The following is a 21,652-nucleotide window of genomic DNA, read 5'->3' as shown; positions in this document are numbered from 1 at the left end:
CGATGCGTCTTCGGCTGCCCTCCTTCCGTCGGCGCGCCGCGCGCGCCGCCTCGCCACCCGCCGCGCCCGTGCGCTCCGCGCGGCTTTACCCGCTGGTGGCGGGGGTCATCATCGCCTGTCTGCTCGGCGTCTGGGCCGTGGTCGTCCATCGCGGCGAGCGCGAGGCGCAGCGCGACGCTGAACAGCTCACCGAGGCGGTGGCCGCCGCGCTGGCCGACCAGCTCACCCGCGCCATCCAGACGGTGGACCTCGTGCTGCTCGACCTCGCCGAGCGCCCGCGCGAGCGCGCCGCCGCCGCCTTCGCCGGGGACCGCTCCGGCCTGATGCGGGATCTGACGCAGATCCGCGCCGTGGCCATCGCCGATCCGGGGGGCGTGCTGGTCAGCGCGACGGACGAGGCGCTGATCGGCCTCTCCGTCGGGGACCGCGACTGGTTCCGGGTGCTGCGCTTCGGCGGCCAGCAGGTGCGGCTCGGCCAGCCCGAGGCGGGGCGTTTCCTCTCCGGGCCCAGCCCGCGCGCCATCGCCGAGACGGGGCTGTGGTCCATCCCGCTCGCCCGCGCCATCCGCGGGCCCGGCGGCGCCTTCGAGGGCGCGGTGATCGCGGTGCTGAACCCCGATTACCTCGTCTCCGTGCTGCAGCAATACGCGGCGGCCTTCGGCGTCACCATCCGGCTGCACGGCTTCACGGGCGCGCTGCTCGCGCGCTCCGACGGCGGGCGCGAGGGGGTGGGGATGATCCATCCCGGTGCCTGGCCCTTCCGCAACTTCCTGCCGCGGCGCGAGAGCGGCACCTATTCCGGCCCCGACCAGGACGGGGTGGAGGTGATCGGCAGCTTCGCCGTCACGCGCCAGGGGCTGTTCGTGGTCGAGGTGGTGCGCGCCCGGCGCGACGCCCTGGGGCCGCTGCGCGCGCTCGCCTGGCTGCTGCTGGGCGGCATCGGGCTGGCGGCGGTGCCGATCATGGGCGCGCTCGGCCTTCTCATCCGCCAGGCCCAGGCGCTGGAGGCGCAGGGGCGGCGGCTGGCGGAGAGCGAGCGGCAGGCGCGCGCCGCCTCCCGCGCCAAGGAGGAGTTCCTCGCCTCCATGAGCCACGAAATCCGCACGCCCATGAACGGCGTGATCGGCATGACGGGGCTGCTGCTCGACACCAGGCTCGACCCCATCCAGCGCCGCTATGCCGAGACGATCCAGAACTCGGCCGAGCATCTGCTGATGGTGCTGAACGACATCCTCGACTTCTCCAAGCTCGAGGCCGGCGCGGTGGAGCTGGAGCGCGTGCCCTTCGAGCTGGAGCGCGAGATCGGCACCATCGTCGAGCTCTTCGCCCCGCGCGCGGCGCAGAAGGGGGTGGAGCTGGTGGTGGCGCTCGATCCCGCCCTGCCGGCGCAGGTGGTGGGCGATCCGGGCCGCTTCCGCCAGGTGCTGTTCAACCTGGTCGGCAATGCGGTGAAGTTCACCGAGTCGGGCTGGATCGCGCTGGAGGTGAGCGCCGAGCGCCAGCGCGGCAAGCGCGAATGGCTGCTGACCTGCCATGTGAAGGACACGGGCATCGGCCTCGAGCCGGCGCAGATCCCGCGCCTGTTCGAGCGTTTCACCCAGGCCGACGCCTCCACCAGCCGCAAATACGGCGGCACGGGGCTCGGGCTCGCCATCTGCAAGCGGCTGGCGGAGGAGATGGGCGGGGGCATCGAGGCCGGCCCGCGCGATCCCAGGCTGCCGCGCGGCGGCGGCAGCCGCTTCACCTTCACGCTGCGCGCCGGCGTGGCGGCGGGCGCGCCGCCCCAGGGGGCCGATCTGTCGGGGCTGCGCGTGCTGGTGGTGGACGATCTGCCGGTGAACCGCGACATCATGACGCGCCAGCTCGCCGCCATGGGGGCGGAGGCCCGCCCCGCCGCCGATGCGCGCGAGGCGCTGGCCGAACTCGCCCGCGCCGCCGCCGCGGGGGCGCCGCTGCAGGCCGTGGTGCTGGACGGGCGGCTGGGGGAGGCGAGCGGCCTCGACCTCGCGCGGCGTCTGCGCGCCGCCCAGCCCGCGCCGCGCCTCGCCATCCTGTTGTGCAGCTCGGGCGCGGATCTGGCGCGCGAGCAGCCCGACGCCGGGCTGGTGGACGCCACCCTGCTCAAGCCCGCCCTGCCGCAGCGGCTGAAGGACGCGCTGCTGCACGCGCTGCACCCCGCCGCGGCCGCGCCCGCCCCGGCCGCGGCCGGGCCCGCCGCGCCGGAAATGCCGCGCCGCCGCGTGCTGCTGGTGGAGGACAACGCGACCAACCAGCTCGTCATGACCACGCTGCTCGACAAGCTCAACTGCGAGGTGGTGGTGGCCGGCGACGGCGCGGCCGCGGTGGCCGAGGCCGAGCGCCAGCCCTTCGACCTGATCCTGATGGACCTGCAGATGCCCGGCATGGACGGGCTGGAGGCCACGCGCCGCATCCGCGCCGGCCAGGGCCCCAACCGCCGCGCCCTCATCATTGGCCTGACCGCCGCGGTGGGGCCGAGCTTCGAAAAGATGTGCCGCGAGGCGGGCATGGACGACTACCTCAGCAAGCCCGTGCAGCGCCCCGCCCTGATCGAGCGGCTGGAGCGCGCGCCGGCCCTGGCGCTGGCGGCCTAGGGGCTCATCCCAGCGGCCGCTTGCTTTGACCGCTGAAGCTGCGGCGCGGCCGCTGGTATGTCTTTGTTTTGGCACGCCGCCGCCCACCAACCCGGCGTGCGAGATAAGTCCGGCGTAGCCGCCGGCCATATCATACCAGCGGCCGCCCCCATCACCCCACCCAGACCAGCTCGCTAGCCAGCCCCGCCCGCAGCGCGAGGGTGAGCGGCGCGGGGCCCCGCGCGCGCGGCGCCCCTGGCAGGCCCCAATGGAGCCGGTGGCGCGGCGCCGGCCCGCGCAGCATCTCGAGGCGCGGTGCGGGCAGGGCGGGCAGATCGAGGGCGGGCAGGGTGATCCAGGCCGCCTCGCCGGCGGCGAGCCGCAGCAGGGGCCGCGCCGGCCCCGCCCCCAGCGCCGCCACCGCGCCCCGGCCCAGGATGCGCGCCGCCTGCCAATGCCCCTCCGGAATGTCGCCTTCCGCCGCGCCCTCCCAGACGCGCAGCGCGGGGCGGGCGGCCGCGTCGAGCGAGAGGGCGAGCGGCGCGCCCTCGGCCCGCACCGCCAGCGGGCCGGGCGGGGGGGCCTCCAGCAGCCGCCAGCCCGCCTCCGGCCCGGCCGGGATGCGCCGCTCGCCCACGCACAGCACGCCGAGCGGCGAAGGCCGGGCGAGGTGCAGCGCCAGCGCCGCGCCGGGCGGGGCGTCGAGCAGGAAGGGGGCCTCGGTAAGCCACATCAGCGGCCCGGCCGGGGCGCGCTCCAGGATCAGGCGGCGCATCGGAGCGCCTCCGCCAGCAGCAGCCGGGCCGCGCGCGCCAGCATCGCCGCCTCGTCCCAGGCCGCGACGGCGGCCCGCGCGGCCGCCACCCGCCGGGCCGTGTCCGCCCGATCGGCCAGCGCGGCGCGGAAGGCGGCGGCGATGGCGGCCGGATCGCGCGGCACCAGGCGCGCGCAGGCCGAGGGCTCCTCCCAGGCCTCCATGGCCTCGGCGGTGGCGAGCAGCGGCAGCCCCGCCCAGGCCGCCTCCAGCAGCACGAGCGGCGCGCCCTCATGGCGCGAGGCCAGCAGCAGCGCATCGGCCGAGGCGAGCAGCGCCGGCACATCCTCGACATGGCCGAGCAGGATCACCCCCGGCGCGCCGCGCAGGGCCGGCTCCAGCGGCCCCGTCCCGGCCAGCACCAGCCGGGCGGGGGCGATGGCGGCGGCGATGGCGGGGGCGAGATGCGCGCCCTTGCGCTCGTCGAGCCGGCCGATCTGCAGCAGCAGCGGCCCCGCTTCCGGCAGGCCGAAGCGGGCGCGGGCGGGGGCGGCGGGGGGGCGCGGGGGCAGCCCGTTGGGCAGGGTGGCGACGCGCCCGTGCGGCAGGCCGAACAGCGCCTCCAGCCGCCGCGCGGCGGGGGCGGAGACGGCGGCCCAGCCCACCGGCAGCGCCCGGGCCGCCGCCCGCGCGGCGGCCGAGAGCGCCCAGTCCGCCCGCACCAGATGCGCCACGCCGAGGCTCGGCACGCGCGCCTCCGCCAGCGCCGCCAGCGCCCCCAGCCCCTCGGTGGGCAGGGGCAGGGCGACCAGCCCGAGCTCCGGCCGCGCCTCGGCCAGGGCGGGGCGCAGGGCGGCGGCCTGCATCTCCATCTGCAGGGCGGTGGAGAGATCGGGGTCCACCCGCAGCGCGGCCGGGATCGGCCGGCAGGGGCCGAGCGCCGGGCCGGCCGCCCGCAGCACGGCGGGCTCGGCCGCCACCGCCACCTCCGCCCCCATGGCCGCGAGGCCGCGCGCGAGCGCGAGGCTCTGCCGCTCCGCGCCGCCGAACTCCGGGGCGGGCAGCGCGATCAGCACCCGCCGCGCCGCGATCATGCGCCGAGCACCAGCAGCCGCGCCTTGCCGTGCGCGCGCTCGGCCAGGGGCGCGAGGCGGGTTTCGGGCGGCGCGTCGCGCGGGCCGAGCTCGAGGCAGACCAGCGCGCCGGGCGCGATCCAGCCCGCCGCCTCCAGCGCCGCCAGGGCGGGCCCGGCGAGCCCCGCGCCATAGGGCGGGTCGAGAAAGACGAGGCTGGCCGGCGAGGCGGCGCGCGGCGGGCGGGTGGCGTCGGCGGGGATCACGCGCGCCGCCTCGCCCGCGGCGCAGGCGGCGATGTTGGCGCGCAGCGCGGCCAGCGCCGCGCGGTCGCTCTCGAGGAAGCTCGCCCGCGCCGCCCCGCGCGAGAGCGCCTCCAGCCCCAGCGCGCCGGTGCCGGCGAAGGCGTCCAGCACCTCCGCCCCCTCGATGCGCCCCCGCCCCGCCCAGGGGGCGTGCCAGAGCATGTCGAACAGCGCCTGGCGGGCGCGCTCGCTGGTGGGGCGGGTGGCCGCGCCGGGCGGGGCGATCAGGCGGCGGCCCTTCCAGCGCCCGGCGATGACGCGCAGGCCAGGGGCGGGCGCCGCGCCCATCCGCGCCCGGGCCGGCGGCGTCATTCCGCCCGGCGCCGCCGCGCGGGGGCGGCGAGGCCGAGCTGCTCGCGCAGCACCTTCGGGTTCACCTCCTCCACCGCCCCGCGCGGAAGCTGGCCGAGCTGGAATGGCCCGTAGGCGACGCGGATGAGGCGCGAGACGGCGAGGCCGAGATGGGCCATCACGCGCCGGATTTCGCGGTTCTTCCCCTCCTGCAGCGCGACGGTGAGCCAGGCGTTGTCGCCCTTGCGGCTGTCGATCCCGGCCTCGATGGGCGCGTAGCGCACGCCCTCGATGGTGACGCCCCTGGCCAGCGCGGCCAGCGCGCGCTCCTCCACCGCGCCGAAGACGCGCACGCGATAGCGCCGCACCCAGCCATTTGCCGGCAGCTCGAGCCGCCGGGCCAGCGCGCCGTCATTGGTCAGCAGCAGCAGCCCCTCGCTGTTGAGGTCGAGCCGGCCCACCGAGATCAGCCGGCCGAGCTCGGGCGGCAGCTTCTCGAAGACGGTGGGGCGGCCCTCCGGGTCGCGATGCGTGGTCACGAGGCCGGGGGGCTTGTGGTATCGGAACAGGCGGCTGCGCTCGGGCTCGGCCACCGGCCGGCCGTCCACCGTCACGATGTCCCCGGGCGCGACGAAGGTGGCGGGCTGGGTGACGGGCTGGCCGCCGAGCTTCACCCGCCCCTCGGCGATGATCTTCTCCGCGTCGCGCCGCGAGGCGACGCCGGCGCGGGCCAGCCACTTGGCGATGCGCTCGCCGCGGGGGGAGGGGGCGTCCTCAGCCATGGCGCGCCTCGCCGCGGCAGGCGTCCACGAAGGCCCGCAGGATCAGCGGGTCGGCCTCGTCCACCGCGTATTCGGGGTGCCATTGCACGCCGAGCGCGAAGCGGTGCGCGGGGCTCTCCACCCCCTCGATCACGCCGTCGGGGGCGCGGGCGTTCACCACGAGGCGCGGCCCCGCCGCCTTCACCGCCTGGTGGTGCGCCGAGTTCACCGCCATCCGCGCCCGCCCGGTGACGCGCGCGAGCAGCGTGCCCGGCGCGATCTCCACCGCATGGCCGGGTTCGGTGCGCGGGTTGGGCTGCTCATGCGCCAGCGCCCCGGGCACCTCGTCGGGGATGTGCTGGTGCAGCGTCGCGCCCAGCGCCACGGCCAGGAGCTGCTGCCCGCCGCAGATGCCGAGCACGGGCATGTCGCGCGCCAGCGCGGCGCGGGTGGCGGCGAGCTCGAAATCGGTGCGGCCGGGCTTCAGCGTCACCTTGGGGTGCGGCGGCCCGCCGCCCCAGAGGGCGGGGTCCACGTCGAAGGCCCCGCCGGTGACGAGCAGCCCGTCCAGCGTGGCGAGATACTCCGCCGCCAGCGCCGGGGCGTGAGGCAGGGCCACGGGCAGCCCGCCCGCGGCGATCACCGCCTCGAAATAGTTCTGCCGCAGCGCATACCAGGGCAGCTTCGACCAGCCGCCCGCGGGCTCGCAGTCGAGCGTCAGTCCGATCACGGGGCGGCGCGTCATCCTGTCCTTGTGGCGCGGGGGGGCGCGGCGGGGCAAGTGGCGCCGGCGGCGGTTCTGCGCCATAGGCGGCGCATGACGCCGATGGAGATCGCGCTCGAGGAGGCGCGCGCCGCCGCGGCGCGCGGCGAGGTGCCGGTGGGCGCCGTGGTCACCGACGCCGAGGGCCGGCTGCTCGCGCGCGCGGGCAACGAGGTGGAGGCGCGCCAGGATCCCTCGGCGCACGCCGAGATGCTGGCGCTGCGCGCCGCCGCCGCCGCGCGGGGCGGGAAGCGCCTCGATGGCTGCACGCTGTGGGTGACGCTGGAGCCCTGCGCCATGTGCGCCCAGGCGGCCAGCCTGTTCCGCGTCGCGCGCGTGGCCTTCGGCGCCTATGACCCGAAATCCGGCGGGGTGGAGCACGGGGCGCGCGTCTTCTCCCGCCCGCAATGCCACCATGCGCCCGAGGTGCTGGGCGGGCTGCGCGAGGCCGAGGCGGCGGCGCTGCTCGGCGCCTTCTTCGCCGCGCGGCGGTAGGGGGCAGCAGCCCTCAGGCGTGGATCGCCGCCCAGGGGGCGGCGCCCGCCCGCGCCACGCCGCGATACATCCCCTCCGTGCCGAAGGGCAGGGCGGCGTTGCCGCGCGCGTCCACCGCGATGAGCCCGCCGCGCCCGCCCGCGGCCGGCACCTCGCGCCGGATCACCTGGCCCGCCGCCACGTCCAGCGGCTGGCCGGCGTGGCGCATCCGCGCGCTGACCTCATGGGCGGCGGCCACGCGCAGGAAGGCCTCGCCCGTGCCGGTGCAGGAGACGGCCACGGTCGAATCCGCCCAGGTGCCCGCGCCGAGAATGGGGCTGTCGCCCACCCGGCCGGGGGGCTTGTTGGTCATGCCGCCGGTGGAGGTGGCGGCGGCCAGCCGCCCCGCGCGGTCGCGCGCCACGGCGCCCACCGTGCCCATCCGCGCCCCGTCATGGTCGAGCGCCATGGCGCCCGCCCGCCGCGCTGCGAGAAGCTGGGCGCGGCGGTGCGGCGTCTCGAAATAGCCGGGCGGGGCGGTGGCGAGGCCCTCCGCCTCGCCGAAGGAATCCGCCCCCTCGCCGGCCAGCAGCACCGGCCCGCCCGCGCGCAGCACCGCCCGCGCGGCGAGGATGGGGTTGCGCAGCCGCCGCACCCCCGTCACCGCCCCGGCGCGGCCATCGGAGAGCATCAGCGCGGCGTCCATCTCCACCGTGCCGGCGGCGGTGAGGGTGCTGCCATGGCCGGCGTTGAACAACGGGCAGTCCTCCAGCACCAGGACGGCGGCCACCACCGCCTCCTCCGCCGCGCCGCCGCCGCGCAGCACCGCCGCCCCGGCCTCGAGTGCGGCGTGCAGCGCCTCGAGATGGGCCGCGCGGGCGGAATCGGTCATCGCCTCGCGCGGGATGGTGCCCGCCCCGCCGTGCAGGGCGAGGGTCCAGGCGGGGCTCATCCCGCCGGCCGCTGGGACGATACCGCCGGCACGACATGCCGACCGTCTCGCGCGCAGGGTTGGCGTGGCGGCTGCGCGGCGAAACAAAGGCACAGCAGCGGCCGCTGGGATGAGAAGGCGGCGCGGCCACGCCGGCTGGGGTGGGGGCGCGGCGGGGCGCGTCGGGGCATCGGTCCTCTCCGGAAGCGGGGCGAGCCTGCGCGCGGTGCGGCGGGCGTGCAACCGGGGTGCTTCGCGGCCGCGAAAGCCGGGCGCGGGTGGATTGCGCGCGGCGAGGCGCGCCGCTATCGGGCGCGCGCACCGGGAAGGAGACACCACCCATGCGCCGCCGCGCCCTGTTCGCCGCCCCCGCGGCCCTTCTGGCCGCCCCCGCCCTCGCCCAGTCCTGGCCCACCCAGCCGGTGCGCGGCATCGTGCCCTTCGCCGCCGGCAGCGCGACCGACACGGTGGCCCGGCTCTTCGCCGAGCGCATGCGCGAGGCGCTGGGCCAGCCCGTGGTGGTGGAGAACCGCGCCGGCGCCTCGGGCCTGATCGGCGCCGAGGCGGTGGTGCGCGCCGCGGCCGACGGGCACACCGTGCTCTTCGGCACCAACTCCACCAACGCCGCGGCCAATGCGCTGTTCCGCCGCGTGCCCTTCGACATGGAGCGGGATTTCGCGCCCATTTCGCTGCTCGCCTCGGTGCCGCTGCTGGTGGCCGTCTCGGCCGGCAGCCCCTATCGCACCCTCTCCGACCTGCTGGCCGCCGCGCGCGCCCGGCCCGAGGCGCTGAGCTACGCCGAGGCCTCGGCCTCGCAGCGCGTGGCGGCGGCCATGCTGGCGGCCCAGGCGGGGGTGCGGATGCTGCATGTGCCCTATCGCTCCTCGCCCAACGCCGTGCAGGATCTGATCGCGGGCCGGGTGGACCTGTTCATCGCCGACCAGGCGGTGATCCTGCCCGGGGTGCAGGGCGGGCAGCTTCGCGCCCTCGGCATCACGACGCGCACGCGCTCGGCGCAACTGCCCGATGTGGCGCCGGTGGCCGAGCAGGGGCTGCCGAACTACGAGCTCTTCGCCTGGTTCGCGCTGCTGGCGCCGGCCGGCACGCCCGCCCTGCCCATCCAGCGCCTCAACGCCGCGGTGCGCCACGCCGCCGCCGACGCCACGCTGCGCGAGCGGCTGGGCGAGGGGCTGGGCATGCAGCTCATGCCCTCCACGCCGGACGAGGCGGCGGCCTTCATCCGCGCCGAGACGGTGAAGTGGACCGAGGCCATCCGCGCGGCGGGGATCGAGCCGCAATAATGCGGGGCGGCGGCCCCGCCCGCGCGGGGCGGGGCTACTCCGCCGCCGCCTGCGGCGCGGTGGCGCCGTGCTTCGCGCCCTTCTTCGGCTCGTGCGCCATCTCGGCCAGCGCCTGCTGCACATGGCGGGAGAAGACGTATTCCGCCGGGCGCTGCTTCGAGAGATCCACCTCCGGCGCCATCGGCCCCTCGGTGCGCGGGCCGCGGAGCTGCGCGGCGATGGCCTTCCAGGGGCGGTTGATCGCATCCAGCGCCGCCGTGGCCTCGAAGCCCGAATGCACCATGCAGTCGGCGCATTTCTCGTAGTTGCCGACGCCGTACTTGTCCCAGTCGGTCGTCTCCATCAGCTCCCGGAAGCTCTTCGCGTAGCCCTCGCCCAGCAGGTAGCAGGGGCGCTGCCAGCCGAAGATGTTGCGCGTGGGGTTGCCCCAGGGCGTGCAGAGATAGCGCTGGTTGCCGGCCAGGAAGTCGAGGAAGAGGGGCGAGTTGCCCATCCGCCACTTCGGCTTGCCCTTGCCCGTGTTGCGCTTGAAGATCTCGCGGAACAGGGTCTTGGTGGCCTGGCGGTTGAGGAAGTGCTTCTGGTCCGGCGCGCGCTCATAGGCGTAGCCCGGGCTGAGCATGATGTTGTCCACGCCCATCGCCGTCACGTCGTCGAAGAACTTCGCGGTGCGCTCGGGGTCGGCGTTGTTGAACAGGGTGCAGTTGATGGCGGTGCGGAAGCCCTTGCGCTTGGCCGTCTGCAGCGCGGCCACGGCGCGGTCGTACACGCCCTCCTGGCTCACCGCCCAGTCGTGCTGGGCGCGGTCGCCGTCCAGGTGGATGTCCCAGATGAAGCGCGGGTGGGGCTTGTAGGCGTCGATCTTCTTCTCGAGCAGCAGCGCGTTGGTGCAGAGGATGACGATGCGTCCCTGCGCCAGAAGCCCCTCGACGATCTGCGGCATCTCCTTGTGCAGCAGCGGCTCGCCGCCGGCGATGGCGACGACCGGCGCGCCGCACTCCTCCGCCGCGCCGAGGCATTCCTCGAGGGAGAGGCGCTTGTTCAGGATTTCGTCGGGGTAGTCGATCTTGCCGCAGCCCGCGCAGGCCAGGTTGCAGCGGAACAGGGGCTCCAGCATCAGCACGAGCGGGAAGCGCTTCCGCCCGGCCATCTGCTGCCGGACGATGTAGGCGGCGACCTTCGCCTGCTGCGCCAAGGGGATGCCCATGCGGGGAGGACTCCTGCGGTCCGGATTCGGAGCCGAAGGCGATAGCACGCCGCGTGCTGCGCTGCGAAGCCCGCGGCGGAGCCGGGCCCCCATGCGGGCGGCGGCATGAAACGCCCCGGGGCGCGCGGCCCGGGGCGAGGTGCCGCGCCTCAGGCCGCGCGCACCCGGCCCAGGAAGTCGTTCACCTGGGCGCGCAGCGTCTCCGCCTGTTCGGCGAGCTGGGCCGAGGTGCCGCTGACCTGCGCGGCCGCGCCCCCCGTCTCGCCGGTGGCCTGCTGCACATCCTGGATCTGGTCGGCGATCCGGCCGGTGCCGCCGGCCGCCTCCTGCACGTTGCGCGCGATCTCGCGCGTGGCCGCGCCCTGCTCCTCGACGGCGGCCGAGATGGCCATGGCGATCTCGCTCACGCGCAGGATGGTGTCGCGGATGCCCTCGATCTCGGCGGTGGTGCTGCGCGTCGCCTCCTGCATGGCGAGGATCTGGGCCGCGATGCCCTCGGTGGCGCGGGTGGTCTGCCCGGCGAGGTTCTTCACCTCCGAGGCCACCACCGCGAAGCCCTTGCCCGCCTCGCCCGCCCGCGCCGCCTCGATGGTGGCGTTGAGCGCGAGGAGGTTGGTCTGGCTCGCGATGTCGCCGATCAGGCGCATCACCTCGCCGATGCGCTGGGAGGCCTCGTTGAGGTTGGCCACCGTGCTGTTGGTGCGCTCCACCTGCTCCACCGCGGCCTGGGTGACGCGCGTGCTCTCCTGCACCTGGCGGGAGATTTCGGAGACCGAGGCCGTCAGCTCCTCCGCCGCCGAGGCGACGGTGCCGACATTCGCGTTCGCCTCGGCCGTGGCCTGCGCCACCGTGCTGGCGCGCTGCGAGGTGCGTTCGGCGATGGCGGCCATGGATTTGGCGGCCGCGCCGAGCTCCGTGGCGGCGGAGGCGATGCCCTCGACCACGCTCCCTACCTCGCGCTGCAGATTGTCGGCGAGCTGCTGCATCTCCTGCCGGCGCGCGGCCTCGGCGGCGCGGCGCTGCTCCTCCTGCTGCGCGCGCAGCCCGGCCGCCTCGCGCAGCCCGGCGAGGAAGCCCTCCAGGGCGCGGGCCATGGCGCCCAGCTCGTCGCCGCGGCCCGTGCCGGGCACGGCGGCGTCGAGCCTGCCGGCGGCGGCGCCCTGCATGGCCGCGTGCAGCGCGGCGATGGGGCGGCTGACGAGGGCGAAGAGCAGCCAGGCGGCGAAGACCAGGCAGGCCAGCACCAGCCCGCCCACCACCATCAGCTTGGTGCGGGCCGCGCTCGCCACCTGTGCGGTGACGGCCGCGCTCTGCGCCTCTGCGGCCTCGGCCAGCGCGGCGGTGAGGCCCTGGGTCTGTTCGCGCAGCGCGGTGACGGGCGTCACGAACTCCCGCTTGAGAAGCTCGAGGGCGGCGGGGCGCTCGCCGCGCGCGCTCATCTGCACCGCCCGCTGGGCGAGGGCGTGCAGCGGCGGGAAGTCCCGCGCCAGGCGGGCCGCCGCCGCCTCGTGCGGCGTGCCGGCCACCGCAGGGGCCAGCCGGCGCATCTGCCGGTCGAAGGCGGCGGGCATGGCCTCCAGCAGTCGCAGCGAGGTGGCGTATTCCTCCGGCTGGTCGAGCGAGAGGGCGCGCCAGGTCACCACGGACAGGTCGAAGGCGACGATGTTGGCGCGCGCCGCATGGACCGCGCCGGTCGCCTCGCGCGCCAGAAGCCGGCTGTAGGTCTCGTCCGTCTCCTGCACCTGGCGGACGAGGAGGGTGGTGGTCCCCGCCAGGGCGAGCACCATGAGCAGCATGGGCGCCAGGGCCTTCCAGGCCAGCGGCAGCCGCGAGAGCGCGTTCATCGGCAGGGTTCCCTCTGGGTGAAGGTCGTTCCGAGGCGCGCGGAGCTGCGCGGCCGCGCCTTCCGGGGCGCGGCGCCGTTCGGCGCGGCAACGCGGCGTTGCGCCCGCGTCATGCGGCAGGAAAGGTGAAGGCTTCCCTTCCGCCCGGCGCGTGGACTCGGCGCGGCGCGGGGGGGTATGCAGGCGCGACGGCCAGATGGCCTGCCGACACGGCGCCCGCAGGAGCCCCAGCCCCTTGAGCCACAGCCTTTCCGACCTCGAAGCCCGCCTCTCCGGCAGCCTGGACGACAACCTCGCCGGCCGGCTGCCCGATGCCGCCACCGTCGCCGCCGCCGACGCGCGCGCCCGCCACTGGATCAGCCCGCACCAGGGCCCGCTCAAGCCCGGCTCGCCCGAGCACAAGCAGGCCGTGTGCCGGATGTTCGAGGAGACCTTCAACCCCTACAAGCCGAGCGTGATCCCCTGGCCGAAGCTGGAGCCGGAGGCGCTGGCCCGCATCACCTCCCTGCCCATCTGGGACATCGCGGTGCAGACCGAGGGCAAGGCCCGGCTGCGCATGAGCGCCTACGCCGCCACCATCGACGACCCCGAGATGCGCGAGACCATCGCGCGCAACGGCTGGGAGGAGAACCGCCACAAGGAGGTGCTCTCGCGCCTCGTCGAGGCCTATGGCATCCAGCTCGCGCCCGAGCCCGAATACGTCCCGCCCCGCGATCCCGAATGGGCCTATCTCGTCACCGGCTTCAGCGAATGCGTGGACAGCTTCTTCGCCTTCGGCCTGTTCGAGATGGCGCGCCGCTCCGGCTTCTTCCCGCAGGAGCTCACCGACACCTTCGAGCCGGTGATCCAGGAGGAGTGCCGCCACATCCTGCTCTTCGCCAACTGGCTGGCCTGGCACCGCGCGACCATGCCGTGGTGGAAGCGGCCCTGGTTCGAGCTGCGCGTGCTCGCCGTCTGGGTGTTCCTGGGCTGGGAGCGCATCGGGCTGGCCAAGACCGTGGACGGCGAGGGCAGGGAGCGCACCCAGGACAACAACTTCACCGTGACCGGCGCCAAGGCCGTCTCGGCCGAGGACTACAGCCTGGCCGACATCATCGACCTCTGCCTGATCGAGAATGACCGCCGCTTCGCCGGCTATGACCCGCGGCTGCTGCGCCCCACCACCATGCCGGCGCTGGCGCGTTTCGCGCGCTGGTTCATGCGCAAGCCCAACCGCATGGCGCAGCAGGCCCGGGCCTGAGGGGGGGAGGCGGCGATGGACGGCGCGCTGCTCTACGCCCTGGCCATGGCGGCGCGCAGCGCGGCGCTGGGCGGCGCCACCTTCCTGCTGCTGGCGGGCGAGGGGGCGCTGGCCCGGCGCGTGACCCTGGCGGCGGCGGTGGCGGCCTTCCTGGCCGCCCTGGCCGGGCTCCCGGCCACCCAGGGCTGGGGCGGCTGGATCGGCGCGCTGGGCGCCCTCGGCGCGGCGGGCGGGCTCGCGGCGCTGGCCTGGCGCGGCGCGCCGGCCTCGGTGCTCGTCGCGCTCGCCGGGCTGCTGCTGCCCGCGGCCATCCTGCAGGCGGGCGTGCACGAGGCGGCGCTGCCCTTCCTCGGCACGCTGCTGCGCGAGGCGGGGGCGGCGCTGTGGATGGGCAGCCTGCCCCTGCTCTGGTTCGCCCTCGCGGGCGAGGGCGCCGGCGAGGCGGCGCGGCGCTGGACGCTGCTCGCCCTCGGCGGCATGGCGCTGGCCCTGCCCGGCGTGCTGATCGCCGCCGGCGAGCCCTTCGGCGGCGGCGCCATCCCCACCCTCATCGCCACGGGGCTGCTGCTGCTGGCGCTGGCGGCGGGCTCGCTCTGGCTCGCCTGGCGCGCGCGGGCGGGGGATGGGGCGGCGCGGCTGCGCCCGCTCGCGGAGGCGGCGATCATCCTCGCGCTGGCGCTGTGCGCGCCCATCGCGGCGCTGCTGGCCGGGAAGGCGGGCCCCGCCCTGTGGCCCGCCCTGCCGGCGGCGGTGCTGGCGCTGGCGCTGCTCGCGGGGCTGCTGCTGCCCGTGCCGGGCTTCGTCTCGGGCGCCACCGCGCTGGCGCTGGCCGCGGCGGGGCTGCTCGCCCTCGGCGTGGGCGCGGCGCTGGCCGGGGTGCTGGCGGTGCTGGCCGGGGCGGCGCGCTGGCTCGCCTGGCGCGGGGCGGAGGGGGCCTGCGAGACGCGGCTGGCCGAGGCGCTCTGGGCCGGGCTCGCCCTCGCCCTGCCGCTCGCGCTGCTGCTGGCCCGCGCCGGGGGCTGAGCGGGCGTGACGCGCGATCCTGCCGCCGCGCTGGGCGGCGCGGCGGCCTTCCTCGTGCGCCTCTCGGTGCGCCGGCCCTGGCCGGTGCTGCTGCTCTGCGCGCTGGTCACGGCCTTCGCCACCTGGCTCTCCGCCACGCGCTTCGCCCTGGATTCCGACGTCACCAAGCTCTTCCCGCAGGATCTGCCCTGGCGCGTGGCGGAGCTCACGCTCGACCGCGCCTTCCCCCAGCGCATGGACCTCGTGGTGGCGGTGCTGGACGGCGCGCCCCCCGCCGCGCTCGATGCGGCCGCCGAGGCGCTGGCCGGGGCGCTGCGCGCGCGCGGGCCCCTGTTCCGCGACGTCCGCCGCCCCGACGCCGGGGAGTTCTGGGACCGCCACGGGCTGCTCTACCTCTCGCTGCCGGAGGTGCAGCAGGTCACGGAGCGGCTGATCGAGGCGCAGCCCCTGCTCGGCACCATCGCGGCCGACCCCTCGGCGCGCGGGGTGGCCGAGGTGGCGCGACTGATGGCCGAGGGGCTGGCGCGCGGCGAGACGGCGCCCGAGCGGCTGGAAGCGCCGCTCGCCGCGCTGGCCCGCGCGGCCGAGGAAGCGCGCGCGGGCCGCCTCGCCCCGCCCGACTGGCGCGCCCTGCTCACCGGCCGCGATCCGCGGCCGGCGGAGCTGCGCCGTTTCGTGATCATCCAGCCCGCGCTGGATTACGGGCAGCTTTCGGCCGGGGCGGCGGCCTCGGAGGTGGTGCGCGCCGAGGCCGCCCGGCTCGGCTTCGCCGAGCGCGGCGTGCGGCTGCGCCTCACCGGCCATGTGGCGATGGCCGACGAGGAGTTCGCCACCATCGCCGACGGCGCCTGGGCCTCCACCCTGCTCTCCTTCGCGCTGGTCAGCCTCCTGCTGTGGATGGCGCTGCGCTCCTGGCGGCTGATCTGGCCGCTGCTGGCGCTGACGGTGGCGGGCATTCTCTGGACGGCCGCCTTCGGCATCCTGGCGGTGGGCGCCTTCAACCCGCTCTCCATCGCCTTCGCCGTCATGTTCATCGGGCTCGGCGTGGATTTCGGCACGCAATACGCGGTGCAGTACCGGGCCGAGAACGCGCGGCTCGGCGCCGTCGCGCCCGCGCTGGAGGCGGCGGGGGAGGTGGCGGGGCCGGGGATGACGCTGGCCGCGCTCTCCGTCGGCCTCAGCTTCTTCGCCTTCATCCCGACCGACTACCGCGGCGTGGCGGAGCTCGGCCTCATCGCCGGGGTGGGCATGGGCATCGGCTGGCTGCTGGCGATGACCATGCTGCCCGCGCTCATGCTGCTGGCGCGCCCGCGGCCCGAGCACCGCGAGGTGGGCTATCCGGGGCTGCGGCCGCTCGACGCCTGGCTCGGGCGGCACGCGCGCGGCGTGGCCTGGGGCGCGCTGGCGCTCGCCCTGCTCTGCGCCGCGGCGGCGAGCGGGCTGCGCTTCGACACCAACCCGATCAACCTGCGCGACCCGGGCTCGGAGGCCGTCTCCACCTGGCGCGAGCTGGCGCGCGACCCCGACGCCACCCCCAACACGCTGGAGCTGCTCGCCCCCGACCTCGCCGCCGCGCAGGCCCTGGCGGCGCGGCTGCGCGCCCTGCCGGAGGTGGCCCGCGCCACCACGCTCGCGGATTTCCTGCCCGAGGGGCAGGAGGAGAAGCGCGCGCTGATCGAGGATGCGGCGATGCTGCTCGGCCTCAGCCTCGAGCCCGAGCCCCGCGCGCCGCCGGATGAGGCGGAGCTGCGCGCGGCGCTCGGCGCCGCGGCGCGGGCGCTTTCGGCGCTGCCGGGCGAGGCGGCGGCGGCGCGGGAAGGGCGGCGGCTCGGCGCCGCGCTCGCCGCGCTGGCCGAGGGCCCGGCCGAGGCGCGCGCGGCCTTCGCCCGCGCCACACTGCCCGGCTTCGCCGACACGCTCGCTCGGGTGCGGCTGCTGCTCTCGCCCGGCGAGGTGACGCTGGAGACGCTGCCGGCCGTGCTGCGCGCCGACTGGATCACGCCCGACGGCCGCGCGCGGGTGGAGATCGCCCCCGCGCCCCTGCCGGGCGACGAGACGGCGCAGATGCGCCGCTTCGCCCGCGCCGTGCTGGCCCTGGCGCCGGAGGCCACGGGGCTCGCCATCTCCACCCTCGGCGCCTCGGCCACCATCCAGCAGGCCTTCGCGATCTCGGGCGCGATCGGCGTGGCGGTGGTGACGGCGCTGCTCTGGCTCACGCTGCGCTCGCTGCGCTACGCGCTGCTGGCGGTGGCGCCGCTGGCGCTGGCCGGGCTGATGACCATGGCCCATGCGGCGCTGCTGGGGCCCGACCTCAACCTCGCCAACGTCATCGCGCTGCCGCTGCTCTTCGGCATGGGGGTGGCCTACGACATCTACTACGTGGCCGCCTGGCGCGAGGGGCGGCGGGACCTGCTCGCCAGCCCGCTGAACCGCGCGGTGATCTATTCGGCCATCACCAACGCGGCGGCCTTCGGCGCGCTGATGGTCTCGCCCCATCCCGGCACGGCGAGCATGGGCGTGATCCTCACCATCAGCCTGTTCTACTCACTCGCGGCGGTGATGCTGCTGCTGCCGCCGCTGCTGCGGCTCTTCGCGCCGGGGCGGTGATGGCCGGGCGCGGGCGGCGGTGGCAGGATGCGCCGCCCGTCCACGTCCTTTCGGGGGATCTTCCGCCTTGCGACTCTTCATGGCCGCGCTGCTGACCGAGACCAACACCTTCGCCCCCATCCCCACCGGGCGCGAGGCCTTCTTCGGCAACCGCTTCCACCGCACCGGCGGCAGCCTGGCCGAGCCGGTCTGGGGCAACATCCCCCTCATCGAGTGGCGCCGCATGGCCGAGGCCGCGCAGATCGAGGTGGTGGAGAGCATCACCGCCAACGCCCAGCCGGGCGGGACCACCGTGCGCGCCGTCTATGAGGAGCTGCGCGGCATGATCCTCGAGGATCTGCGCGCCGCCGGGCCGGTGGACATCGTGCTGCTCAACCTGCACGGCGCCATGGTCGCCGAGGGCCATGACGACTGCGAGAGCGACCTCGTGGCCCATGTGCGCCGCATGGTGGGCCCCGATGTCGTGATCGGCGTGGAGCTCGACCTGCACTGCCACCTGGACGAGGCGCTGCTCGCCAACGCCGACCTCGTGGTGATCTACAAGGAATACCCGCACACCGACATGGCCGAGCGCGGGCGCGAGCTGTTCGAACTGGCGCTGCGCGCCGCGCGGCGCGAAATCCGCCCGGTGATGGCGATGCGGGATCTGCGCATGATCCACATGTGGCACACGCCCGTGGAGCCGATGAAATCCTTCGTCGCGGACATGCAGGCGGCGGAGGGGAAGGGCGGCCTCCTCTCCCTCTCCTTCGCGCACGGCTTTCCCTGGGGCGATGTGCCGCATGTGGGGGCCAGGATGCTCGCCGTGACGGATGGCGACGCCGCGCTCGCGGAGGCCACCGCCCGGGCCTGGGGCGAGCGCCTCTGGGCGATGCGCGAGGCCACGCGCAAGCGCTTCGACACGGTGGACCAGGCGCTCGACATCGCGCTCGCCGCGCCCTCCGGCACCACGGTGATCGCCGAGACCTCCGACAATGCGGGCGGCGGCGCGCCCTCCGACTGCACGGCGGTGCTGCGGCGCATGCTGGAGCGCGGGGTGAAGGACGCGGCCATCGGCATCTTCTGGGATCCCGTCGCCGTCTCCTTCTGCCGCGAGGCGGGGCCGGGGGCCGCGATGCCGCTGCGGCTCGGCGGCAAATGCGGGCCGATGTCGGGCGATCCGCTCGACCTTTCGGTGCGCGTGCACGCGGTGGCGGAGCAGGCCTTCCAGTCGGGCCTCTCGGGCGGGCGGGCGGCCATGGGCCCCGCCGCCTGGATCGAGGCGGAGGGCATCCACATCATCCTCGCCACCGAGCGGCAGCAATGCTTCCACCCCGACGCCTTCACGGGGCTCGGCTGCCGGCTGGAGGACAAGCGCATCGTGGTGGTGAAGTCCTCGCAGCATTTCTACGCGGGCTTCGCGCCCATCGCGCGCGAGGTGCGCTACTGCGCGGCCGAGGCGGGCATCCTGCGCGACTTCGCGGCCATCCCCTATCGGCGCTTCGACCGGCCCTACTGGCCGCGGGTCGAGAACCCGTGAGGCGGCTTGCGGTCTTCGACCTCGACGGCACGCTGGTGGACAGCGCGCCCGACATCGCGGCGGTGCTGAACCGCGCCATGGCGCGGGCGGGGCTCGCGCCCTTCGCCCTGCCCGAGGTGGCGGCGATGATCGGCGACGGCGCGCGCGCCCTGCTGCGCAAGGCCTTCGCCGCGCGCGGCGCGCCGCTCGAGGAGGCGGCGGTGCTGCCGCCCTTCCTCGAGGATCTGGAGGCGAACGGCGCGCGGCTCACGCGCCCCTATCCGGGCATGGAGGCGGCGCTCGCCGCGCTTTCGGCCGGGGGCTGGGCGCTTGCGGTCTGCACCAACAAGCCGCAGGCGGCGACGCGCGCGCTGCTGGATGCGCTGGGCCTCGCGCCGCGCTTTTGCGTGGTGCTGGGGGGCGACAGCCTGCCCGTGCGCAAGCCCGATCCGGGCCATCTGCTCGGCGTGCTCGAGGCGGCGGGCGTGCCGCCCGCGCGGGCGGTGATGATCGGCGACCACCAGAACGACATCCGCGCCGCCCGGGGGGCGGGGGTGCTCAGCGTCTTCGCCGCCTGGGGCTACGGCTCGGGCGAGGGGGCGGGGCTGGTCGCGACCGCGCCGGAGGAGCTGCCAAGGCTGCTCATGCCAGCGGCCGCTGATTTCGACTCCTGAGGAGCCGGGGCGGCCGCTGGCCTGTCTTCGTTCCGCCACGCCGCCGCCCGCCAACCCGGCCTGCGGGAGACCTCCGGCCGAGGGCTGGCCGCATCACTCGCGCGTGACGGAGACGAGCCGCGCCTCGATCCGCCCCCACCAGCGCGCGGCGATCTCCACCCGCACGGGCAGCACGGGCGCGCCGGGGCGCAGCACGCCGAACAGCGCGTGGATGTCGGTGGGCTGCGCGGATTCGGGCCGGTCCAGCGCATAGCCGGCCAGCGGGCGGCTTTCGATCACGCAGCGCAGCAGCCCGCCATCGGCGGCCTGCATCACCGGGTCGCGCGTCGCCTCGAAGCGGGTGAGGCGGCGGCCGTCGAAGGCGGTGGCGCCGGTGTCGCAGCGCCCCGTGTCGCGCACATGGCGGGCGAGCTGCGCCAGCGCCGAGAGGTTGTCCAGCGTGCCGGCGCGCGGGCCGGCGGGCAGCGGGGCGCGGGGGATGTCCGCGGCGGGTTCCAGCACCGCCACGCGCGGCTCGCCCGCCGCGTCGTAGTCCAGGCGGGTGCGGCGGGGGCCGCTGCGCCAGTGGCTGCGCGCCTCGTGATAGGCAGGGCGGGCCTCGGCCCCCTGCCAGCGGCCTTCGCTGACCGAGACGCTCTCGCCGCGCAGCACCAGGCTGCCCAGGCCGCGCGGGCGGGTGCGGGTCTCCACGCGATAGCCCGCGCCGCCGAGGTCGAAGGCCACCTCCGCCTCCATCACCGTCGCGCCGGCGACGGTGACGAGGTAGCTCGCCCGCCAGGCCTCGGCCTGGGCCGGGGCGGCGGCGAGGAGCAGAAGGGCGAGGAGGCGGCGCATCGGCACTCCATAAGGGGATGCGCACGCCCTGGCGCAAGCGGCCCGCTTGACTTCGCCGCGCAACCGACGCACATGGCGTCTCCCGAACGGACGGGTGCGTAGCTCAGCGGGAGAGCACTGCCTTCACACGGCAGGGGTCACAGGTTCAATCCCTGTCGCACCCACCATTTCCCGGCCTCTTTCCCTCGGCGTCGGCATTTTGATCTGCGTTCGCGACCCAGGGGGTGCGCCGCCTCCGCCTCCCTGCCGTGTTGCAACACGGCAACGCGGGCCGGCAAATGCGTGCTTTGGCCTGTTCTCCGACGACGAAAGATGATTAACACTGCCTGCATGGAGGCACTGGCCGGAGGGGTGGATTCATGATTCGCATCGGAATGGGCGTTCTCGCGGCCGGCGTGCTGGCGGCGGGCAGCGCGGCGGCGCAGCCCGTCTCGGGGCTCTATGTGGGCGCCGGCGTCGGCGGCAACTATCGCGAGGCGACGCTGGGCGAGAACCCGCGCAACCGCTTCAACTGGGGCTGGGGCTGGGCCGCCGTGGGCAGCCTGGGCTGGGGCTTCGGCAACGGCTTCCGCGTCGAGGGCGAGGTCAGCTACCGCGACAACCAGGCCACCGGCGCGCTGCGCGACGGGGTGCGGCCCTTCGTGGTGGGCGGCACGGTGCGTCAGCTCGGCCTGATGGCCAACGCCTTCTACGACCTCTCGCTGGGCGATCCGCTGGGCACCGGCGTCAGCATCACCCCCTATGTGGGCGCGGGCGTGGGCGCCGGCTGGATCCAGGGGCGCAATGTGCGCGCCACCTTCCCCAATGGCGGGCTGTTCGCTGTGGACAACAGCTCCGGCTGGAACTTCGCCTATCAGGCGATCGGCGGCGTGGCCTTCGGCCTCGGCCAGTTCGTTCCCGGCCTCTCGCTGACCACCGAGTATCGCTACTACGCCACGCTCGACACCGAGTACAAGGGCGCGAACCGCAACACCGGCGCCACGGCGCCGACGCGTGTGGCGGGCGAGGTCACCAACGCGAACCACTCCGTGCTGGTCGGTCTGCGCTACGCCTTCAACACGCCGACCCCGGCGCCCGCCCCGGCCCCGGCCGCGGCGCCCGCGCCCGCGCGCACCTTCCTGGTCTTCTTCGACTGGGACCGCGCCGACCTGACGGACCGCGCGCGCCAGATCATCGCCGAGGCGGCGAACAACGCCCGCACGGTGGGGTCCACGCGCATCGAGGTGTCGGGCCACGCGGACCGCACGGGCTCGGCGGCCTACAACCAGCGCCTGTCGGTGCGCCGCGCCGAGGCGGTGGCGGCGGAGCTGGTGCGCCGCGGCATCCAGCGCAACCAGATCACGGTGCAGGGTTTCGGCTTCGACCGCCCGCTGGTGCCGACGGCCATGGGCGTGCGCGAGCCGCAGAACCGCCGCGTGGAGATCGTCCTGCGCTGAGGCGCAGGGCCTCTCCCGAGGTCCGGACCAAGAGAAGGGGCGCCG

At 75.8% G+C, this 21,652-nt stretch carries 18 protein-coding genes and 1 tRNA gene; 10 read left to right on the top strand and 9 right to left on the bottom strand.

Annotation, left to right across the window (positions count from 1 at the left end; all coding sequences use genetic code 11):
- Positions 1-2 precede the first annotated feature (2 nt).
- Positions 3-2,612 carry a hybrid sensor histidine kinase/response regulator gene (locus H596_RS23005; RefSeq protein WP_051213050.1) on the top strand — a complete coding sequence of 870 codons (2,610 nt, stop codon included), beginning with the start codon at positions 3-5 and terminating at the stop codon, positions 2,610-2,612.
- 151 nt (positions 2,613-2,763) lie between these two features.
- Here the strand turns inward: H596_RS23005 and H596_RS0113990 are convergent, their stop codons facing one another.
- Genes H596_RS0113990 through H596_RS0113970 form a run of 5 tightly spaced genes read right to left on the bottom strand, consistent with a single transcriptional unit; the run spans position 2,764 to position 6,520 of the window.
- Complete coding sequence (locus tag H596_RS0113990) at positions 2,764-3,366, bottom strand: hypothetical protein (RefSeq protein WP_027285414.1); 603 nt, start codon at positions 3,364-3,366, stop codon at positions 2,764-2,766.
- On the bottom strand, positions 3,354-4,439 hold the full coding sequence (locus H596_RS23000) for a glycosyltransferase (protein ID WP_051213047.1): 1,086 nt from the start codon (positions 4,437-4,439) through the stop codon (positions 3,354-3,356). Before H596_RS23000 ends, H596_RS0113990 begins: the two co-directional genes overlap by 13 nt.
- Complete coding sequence (gene rsmD, locus H596_RS0113980; protein ID WP_342663351.1) at positions 4,436-5,035, bottom strand: 16S rRNA (guanine(966)-N(2))-methyltransferase RsmD; 600 nt, start codon at positions 5,033-5,035, stop codon at positions 4,436-4,438. Before rsmD ends, H596_RS23000 begins: the two co-directional genes overlap by 4 nt.
- Complete coding sequence (locus H596_RS0113975; protein ID WP_027285412.1) at positions 5,032-5,796, bottom strand: pseudouridine synthase; 765 nt, start codon at positions 5,794-5,796, stop codon at positions 5,032-5,034. Before H596_RS0113975 ends, rsmD begins: the two co-directional genes overlap by 4 nt.
- Complete coding sequence (locus H596_RS0113970; RefSeq protein ID WP_027285411.1) at positions 5,789-6,520, bottom strand: gamma-glutamyl-gamma-aminobutyrate hydrolase family protein; 732 nt, start codon at positions 6,518-6,520, stop codon at positions 5,789-5,791. The genes H596_RS0113975 and H596_RS0113970 overlap by 8 nt, the downstream gene beginning before the upstream one ends.
- A gap of 81 nt (positions 6,521-6,601) precedes the next feature.
- Between H596_RS0113970 and H596_RS0113965 the strand changes: the two genes are divergently transcribed.
- Positions 6,602-7,033, top strand: coding sequence for a nucleoside deaminase (locus H596_RS0113965; protein ID WP_037301530.1), 432 nt, complete (start codon positions 6,602-6,604; stop codon positions 7,031-7,033).
- Positions 7,034-7,046: 13 nt separating this feature from the next.
- Here H596_RS0113965 and H596_RS0113960 read toward each other — a convergent pair whose 3' ends face one another.
- On the bottom strand, positions 7,047-7,964 hold the full coding sequence (locus H596_RS0113960) for an isoaspartyl peptidase/L-asparaginase family protein (protein ID WP_027285409.1): 918 nt from the start codon (positions 7,962-7,964) through the stop codon (positions 7,047-7,049).
- A gap of 320 nt (positions 7,965-8,284) precedes the next feature.
- Here H596_RS0113960 and H596_RS0113955 point away from each other — a divergent pair, with 320 nt between their 5' ends.
- Positions 8,285-9,244 carry a Bug family tripartite tricarboxylate transporter substrate binding protein gene (locus H596_RS0113955; RefSeq protein WP_027285408.1) on the top strand — a complete coding sequence of 320 codons (960 nt, stop codon included), beginning with the start codon at positions 8,285-8,287 and terminating at the stop codon, positions 9,242-9,244.
- A 34-nt stretch (positions 9,245-9,278) separates the two neighbouring features.
- Here H596_RS0113955 and hpnH read toward each other — a convergent pair whose 3' ends face one another.
- Together hpnH and H596_RS0113945 are read right to left on the bottom strand one after the other, a co-directional pair.
- Positions 9,279-10,451: an adenosyl-hopene transferase HpnH gene (gene hpnH, locus H596_RS0113950; protein ID WP_027285407.1), complete on the bottom strand. Its 1,173-nt coding sequence runs from the start codon at positions 10,449-10,451 to the stop codon at positions 9,279-9,281.
- 149 nt (positions 10,452-10,600) lie between these two features.
- A complete protein-coding gene (locus tag H596_RS0113945; protein ID WP_027285406.1) occupies positions 10,601-12,295 on the bottom strand; it encodes a methyl-accepting chemotaxis protein in 1,695 nt (564 codons plus the stop codon).
- Between the two features lie 196 nt (positions 12,296-12,491).
- Here H596_RS0113945 and H596_RS0113940 point away from each other — a divergent pair, with 196 nt between their 5' ends.
- The 5 genes from H596_RS0113940 to gph all read left to right on the top strand — a co-directional run bounded on the left by H596_RS0113940 (position 12,492) and on the right by gph (position 19,337).
- Positions 12,492-13,535, top strand: a complete 1,044-nt coding sequence (locus tag H596_RS0113940) for a ferritin-like domain-containing protein (RefSeq protein ID WP_408735280.1) — start codon at positions 12,492-12,494, stop codon at positions 13,533-13,535.
- Between the two features lie 15 nt (positions 13,536-13,550).
- The gene (locus H596_RS21675; protein ID WP_037301528.1) at positions 13,551-14,558 is read left to right on the top strand and encodes a hypothetical protein; all 1,008 of its coding nucleotides are present in this window, start codon (positions 13,551-13,553) and stop codon (positions 14,556-14,558) included.
- A 6-nt stretch (positions 14,559-14,564) separates the two neighbouring features.
- Positions 14,565-17,165: an MMPL family transporter gene (locus H596_RS0113930; protein ID WP_051213044.1), complete on the top strand. Its 2,601-nt coding sequence runs from the start codon at positions 14,565-14,567 to the stop codon at positions 17,163-17,165.
- A 67-nt stretch (positions 17,166-17,232) separates the two neighbouring features.
- Positions 17,233-18,684 (top strand): M81 family metallopeptidase, encoded by a 1,452-nt coding sequence (locus tag H596_RS0113925; protein ID WP_027285403.1) that lies wholly within the window; start codon positions 17,233-17,235, stop codon positions 18,682-18,684.
- The gene (gph, locus tag H596_RS0113920; protein WP_027285402.1) at positions 18,681-19,337 is read left to right on the top strand and encodes a phosphoglycolate phosphatase; all 657 of its coding nucleotides are present in this window, start codon (positions 18,681-18,683) and stop codon (positions 19,335-19,337) included. The genes H596_RS0113925 and gph overlap by 4 nt, the downstream gene beginning before the upstream one ends.
- A 93-nt stretch (positions 19,338-19,430) precedes the next feature.
- Here the strand turns inward: gph and H596_RS0113915 are convergent, their stop codons facing one another.
- Positions 19,431-20,171 carry a DUF3108 domain-containing protein gene (locus H596_RS0113915; RefSeq protein ID WP_027285401.1) on the bottom strand — a complete coding sequence of 247 codons (741 nt, stop codon included), beginning with the start codon at positions 20,169-20,171 and terminating at the stop codon, positions 19,431-19,433.
- A gap of 92 nt (positions 20,172-20,263) precedes the next feature.
- On the opposite strand from H596_RS0113915, the gene H596_RS0113910 reads away from it, so the two are divergent.
- Both H596_RS0113910 and H596_RS0113905 read left to right on the top strand, forming a co-directional pair.
- Positions 20,264-20,338 (top strand) — tRNA-Val (locus H596_RS0113910).
- Between the two features lie 192 nt (positions 20,339-20,530).
- Positions 20,531-21,607 (top strand): OmpA family protein, encoded by a 1,077-nt coding sequence (locus H596_RS0113905; RefSeq protein WP_037301526.1) that lies wholly within the window; start codon positions 20,531-20,533, stop codon positions 21,605-21,607.
- Positions 21,608-21,652: the final 45 nt, after the last annotated feature.

It is taken from the genome of Rubritepida flocculans DSM 14296 (genome assembly GCF_000425365.1).
Taxonomy (GTDB): Bacteria; Pseudomonadota; Alphaproteobacteria; order Acetobacterales; family Acetobacteraceae; genus Roseococcus; species Roseococcus flocculans.
The sequence above is the reverse complement of the archived record's forward strand: the minus strand, read 5'-3'. Positions and strand labels throughout refer to the sequence as shown.

Coding starts and splice junctions, on each gene's coding strand:
- rsmD (WP_342663351.1), bottom strand. CDS start 5,035: ATGACGCCGCCGGCCCGGGCGCGGATGGGCGCGGCGCCCGCCCCTGGC.
- H596_RS0113960 (WP_027285409.1), bottom strand. CDS start 7,964: ATGAGCCCCGCCTGGACCCTCGCCCTGCACGGCGGGGCGGGCACCATC.
- H596_RS0113970 (WP_027285411.1), bottom strand. CDS start 6,520: ATGACGCGCCGCCCCGTGATCGGACTGACGCTCGACTGCGAGCCCGCG.
- H596_RS0113965 (WP_037301530.1), top strand. CDS start 6,602: ATGGAGATCGCGCTCGAGGAGGCGCGCGCCGCCGCGGCGCGCGGCGAG.
- H596_RS0113955 (WP_027285408.1), top strand. CDS start 8,285: ATGCGCCGCCGCGCCCTGTTCGCCGCCCCCGCGGCCCTTCTGGCCGCC.
- H596_RS23005 (WP_051213050.1), top strand. CDS start 3: ATGCGTCTTCGGCTGCCCTCCTTCCGTCGGCGCGCCGCGCGCGCCGCC.
- H596_RS21675 (WP_037301528.1), top strand. CDS start 13,551: ATGGACGGCGCGCTGCTCTACGCCCTGGCCATGGCGGCGCGCAGCGCG.
- H596_RS0113990 (WP_027285414.1), bottom strand. CDS start 3,366: ATGCGCCGCCTGATCCTGGAGCGCGCCCCGGCCGGGCCGCTGATGTGG.
- hpnH (WP_027285407.1), bottom strand. CDS start 10,451: ATGGGCATCCCCTTGGCGCAGCAGGCGAAGGTCGCCGCCTACATCGTC.
- H596_RS0113915 (WP_027285401.1), bottom strand. CDS start 20,171: ATGCGCCGCCTCCTCGCCCTTCTGCTCCTCGCCGCCGCCCCGGCCCAG.
- H596_RS0113905 (WP_037301526.1), top strand. CDS start 20,531: ATGATTCGCATCGGAATGGGCGTTCTCGCGGCCGGCGTGCTGGCGGCG.
- H596_RS0113945 (WP_027285406.1), bottom strand. CDS start 12,295: ATGAACGCGCTCTCGCGGCTGCCGCTGGCCTGGAAGGCCCTGGCGCCC.
- H596_RS0113975 (WP_027285412.1), bottom strand. CDS start 5,796: ATGGCTGAGGACGCCCCCTCCCCCCGCGGCGAGCGCATCGCCAAGTGG.
- H596_RS0113940 (WP_408735280.1), top strand. CDS start 12,492: ATGGCCTGCCGACACGGCGCCCGCAGGAGCCCCAGCCCCTTGAGCCAC.
- H596_RS23000 (WP_051213047.1), bottom strand. CDS start 4,439: ATGATCGCGGCGCGGCGGGTGCTGATCGCGCTGCCCGCCCCGGAGTTC.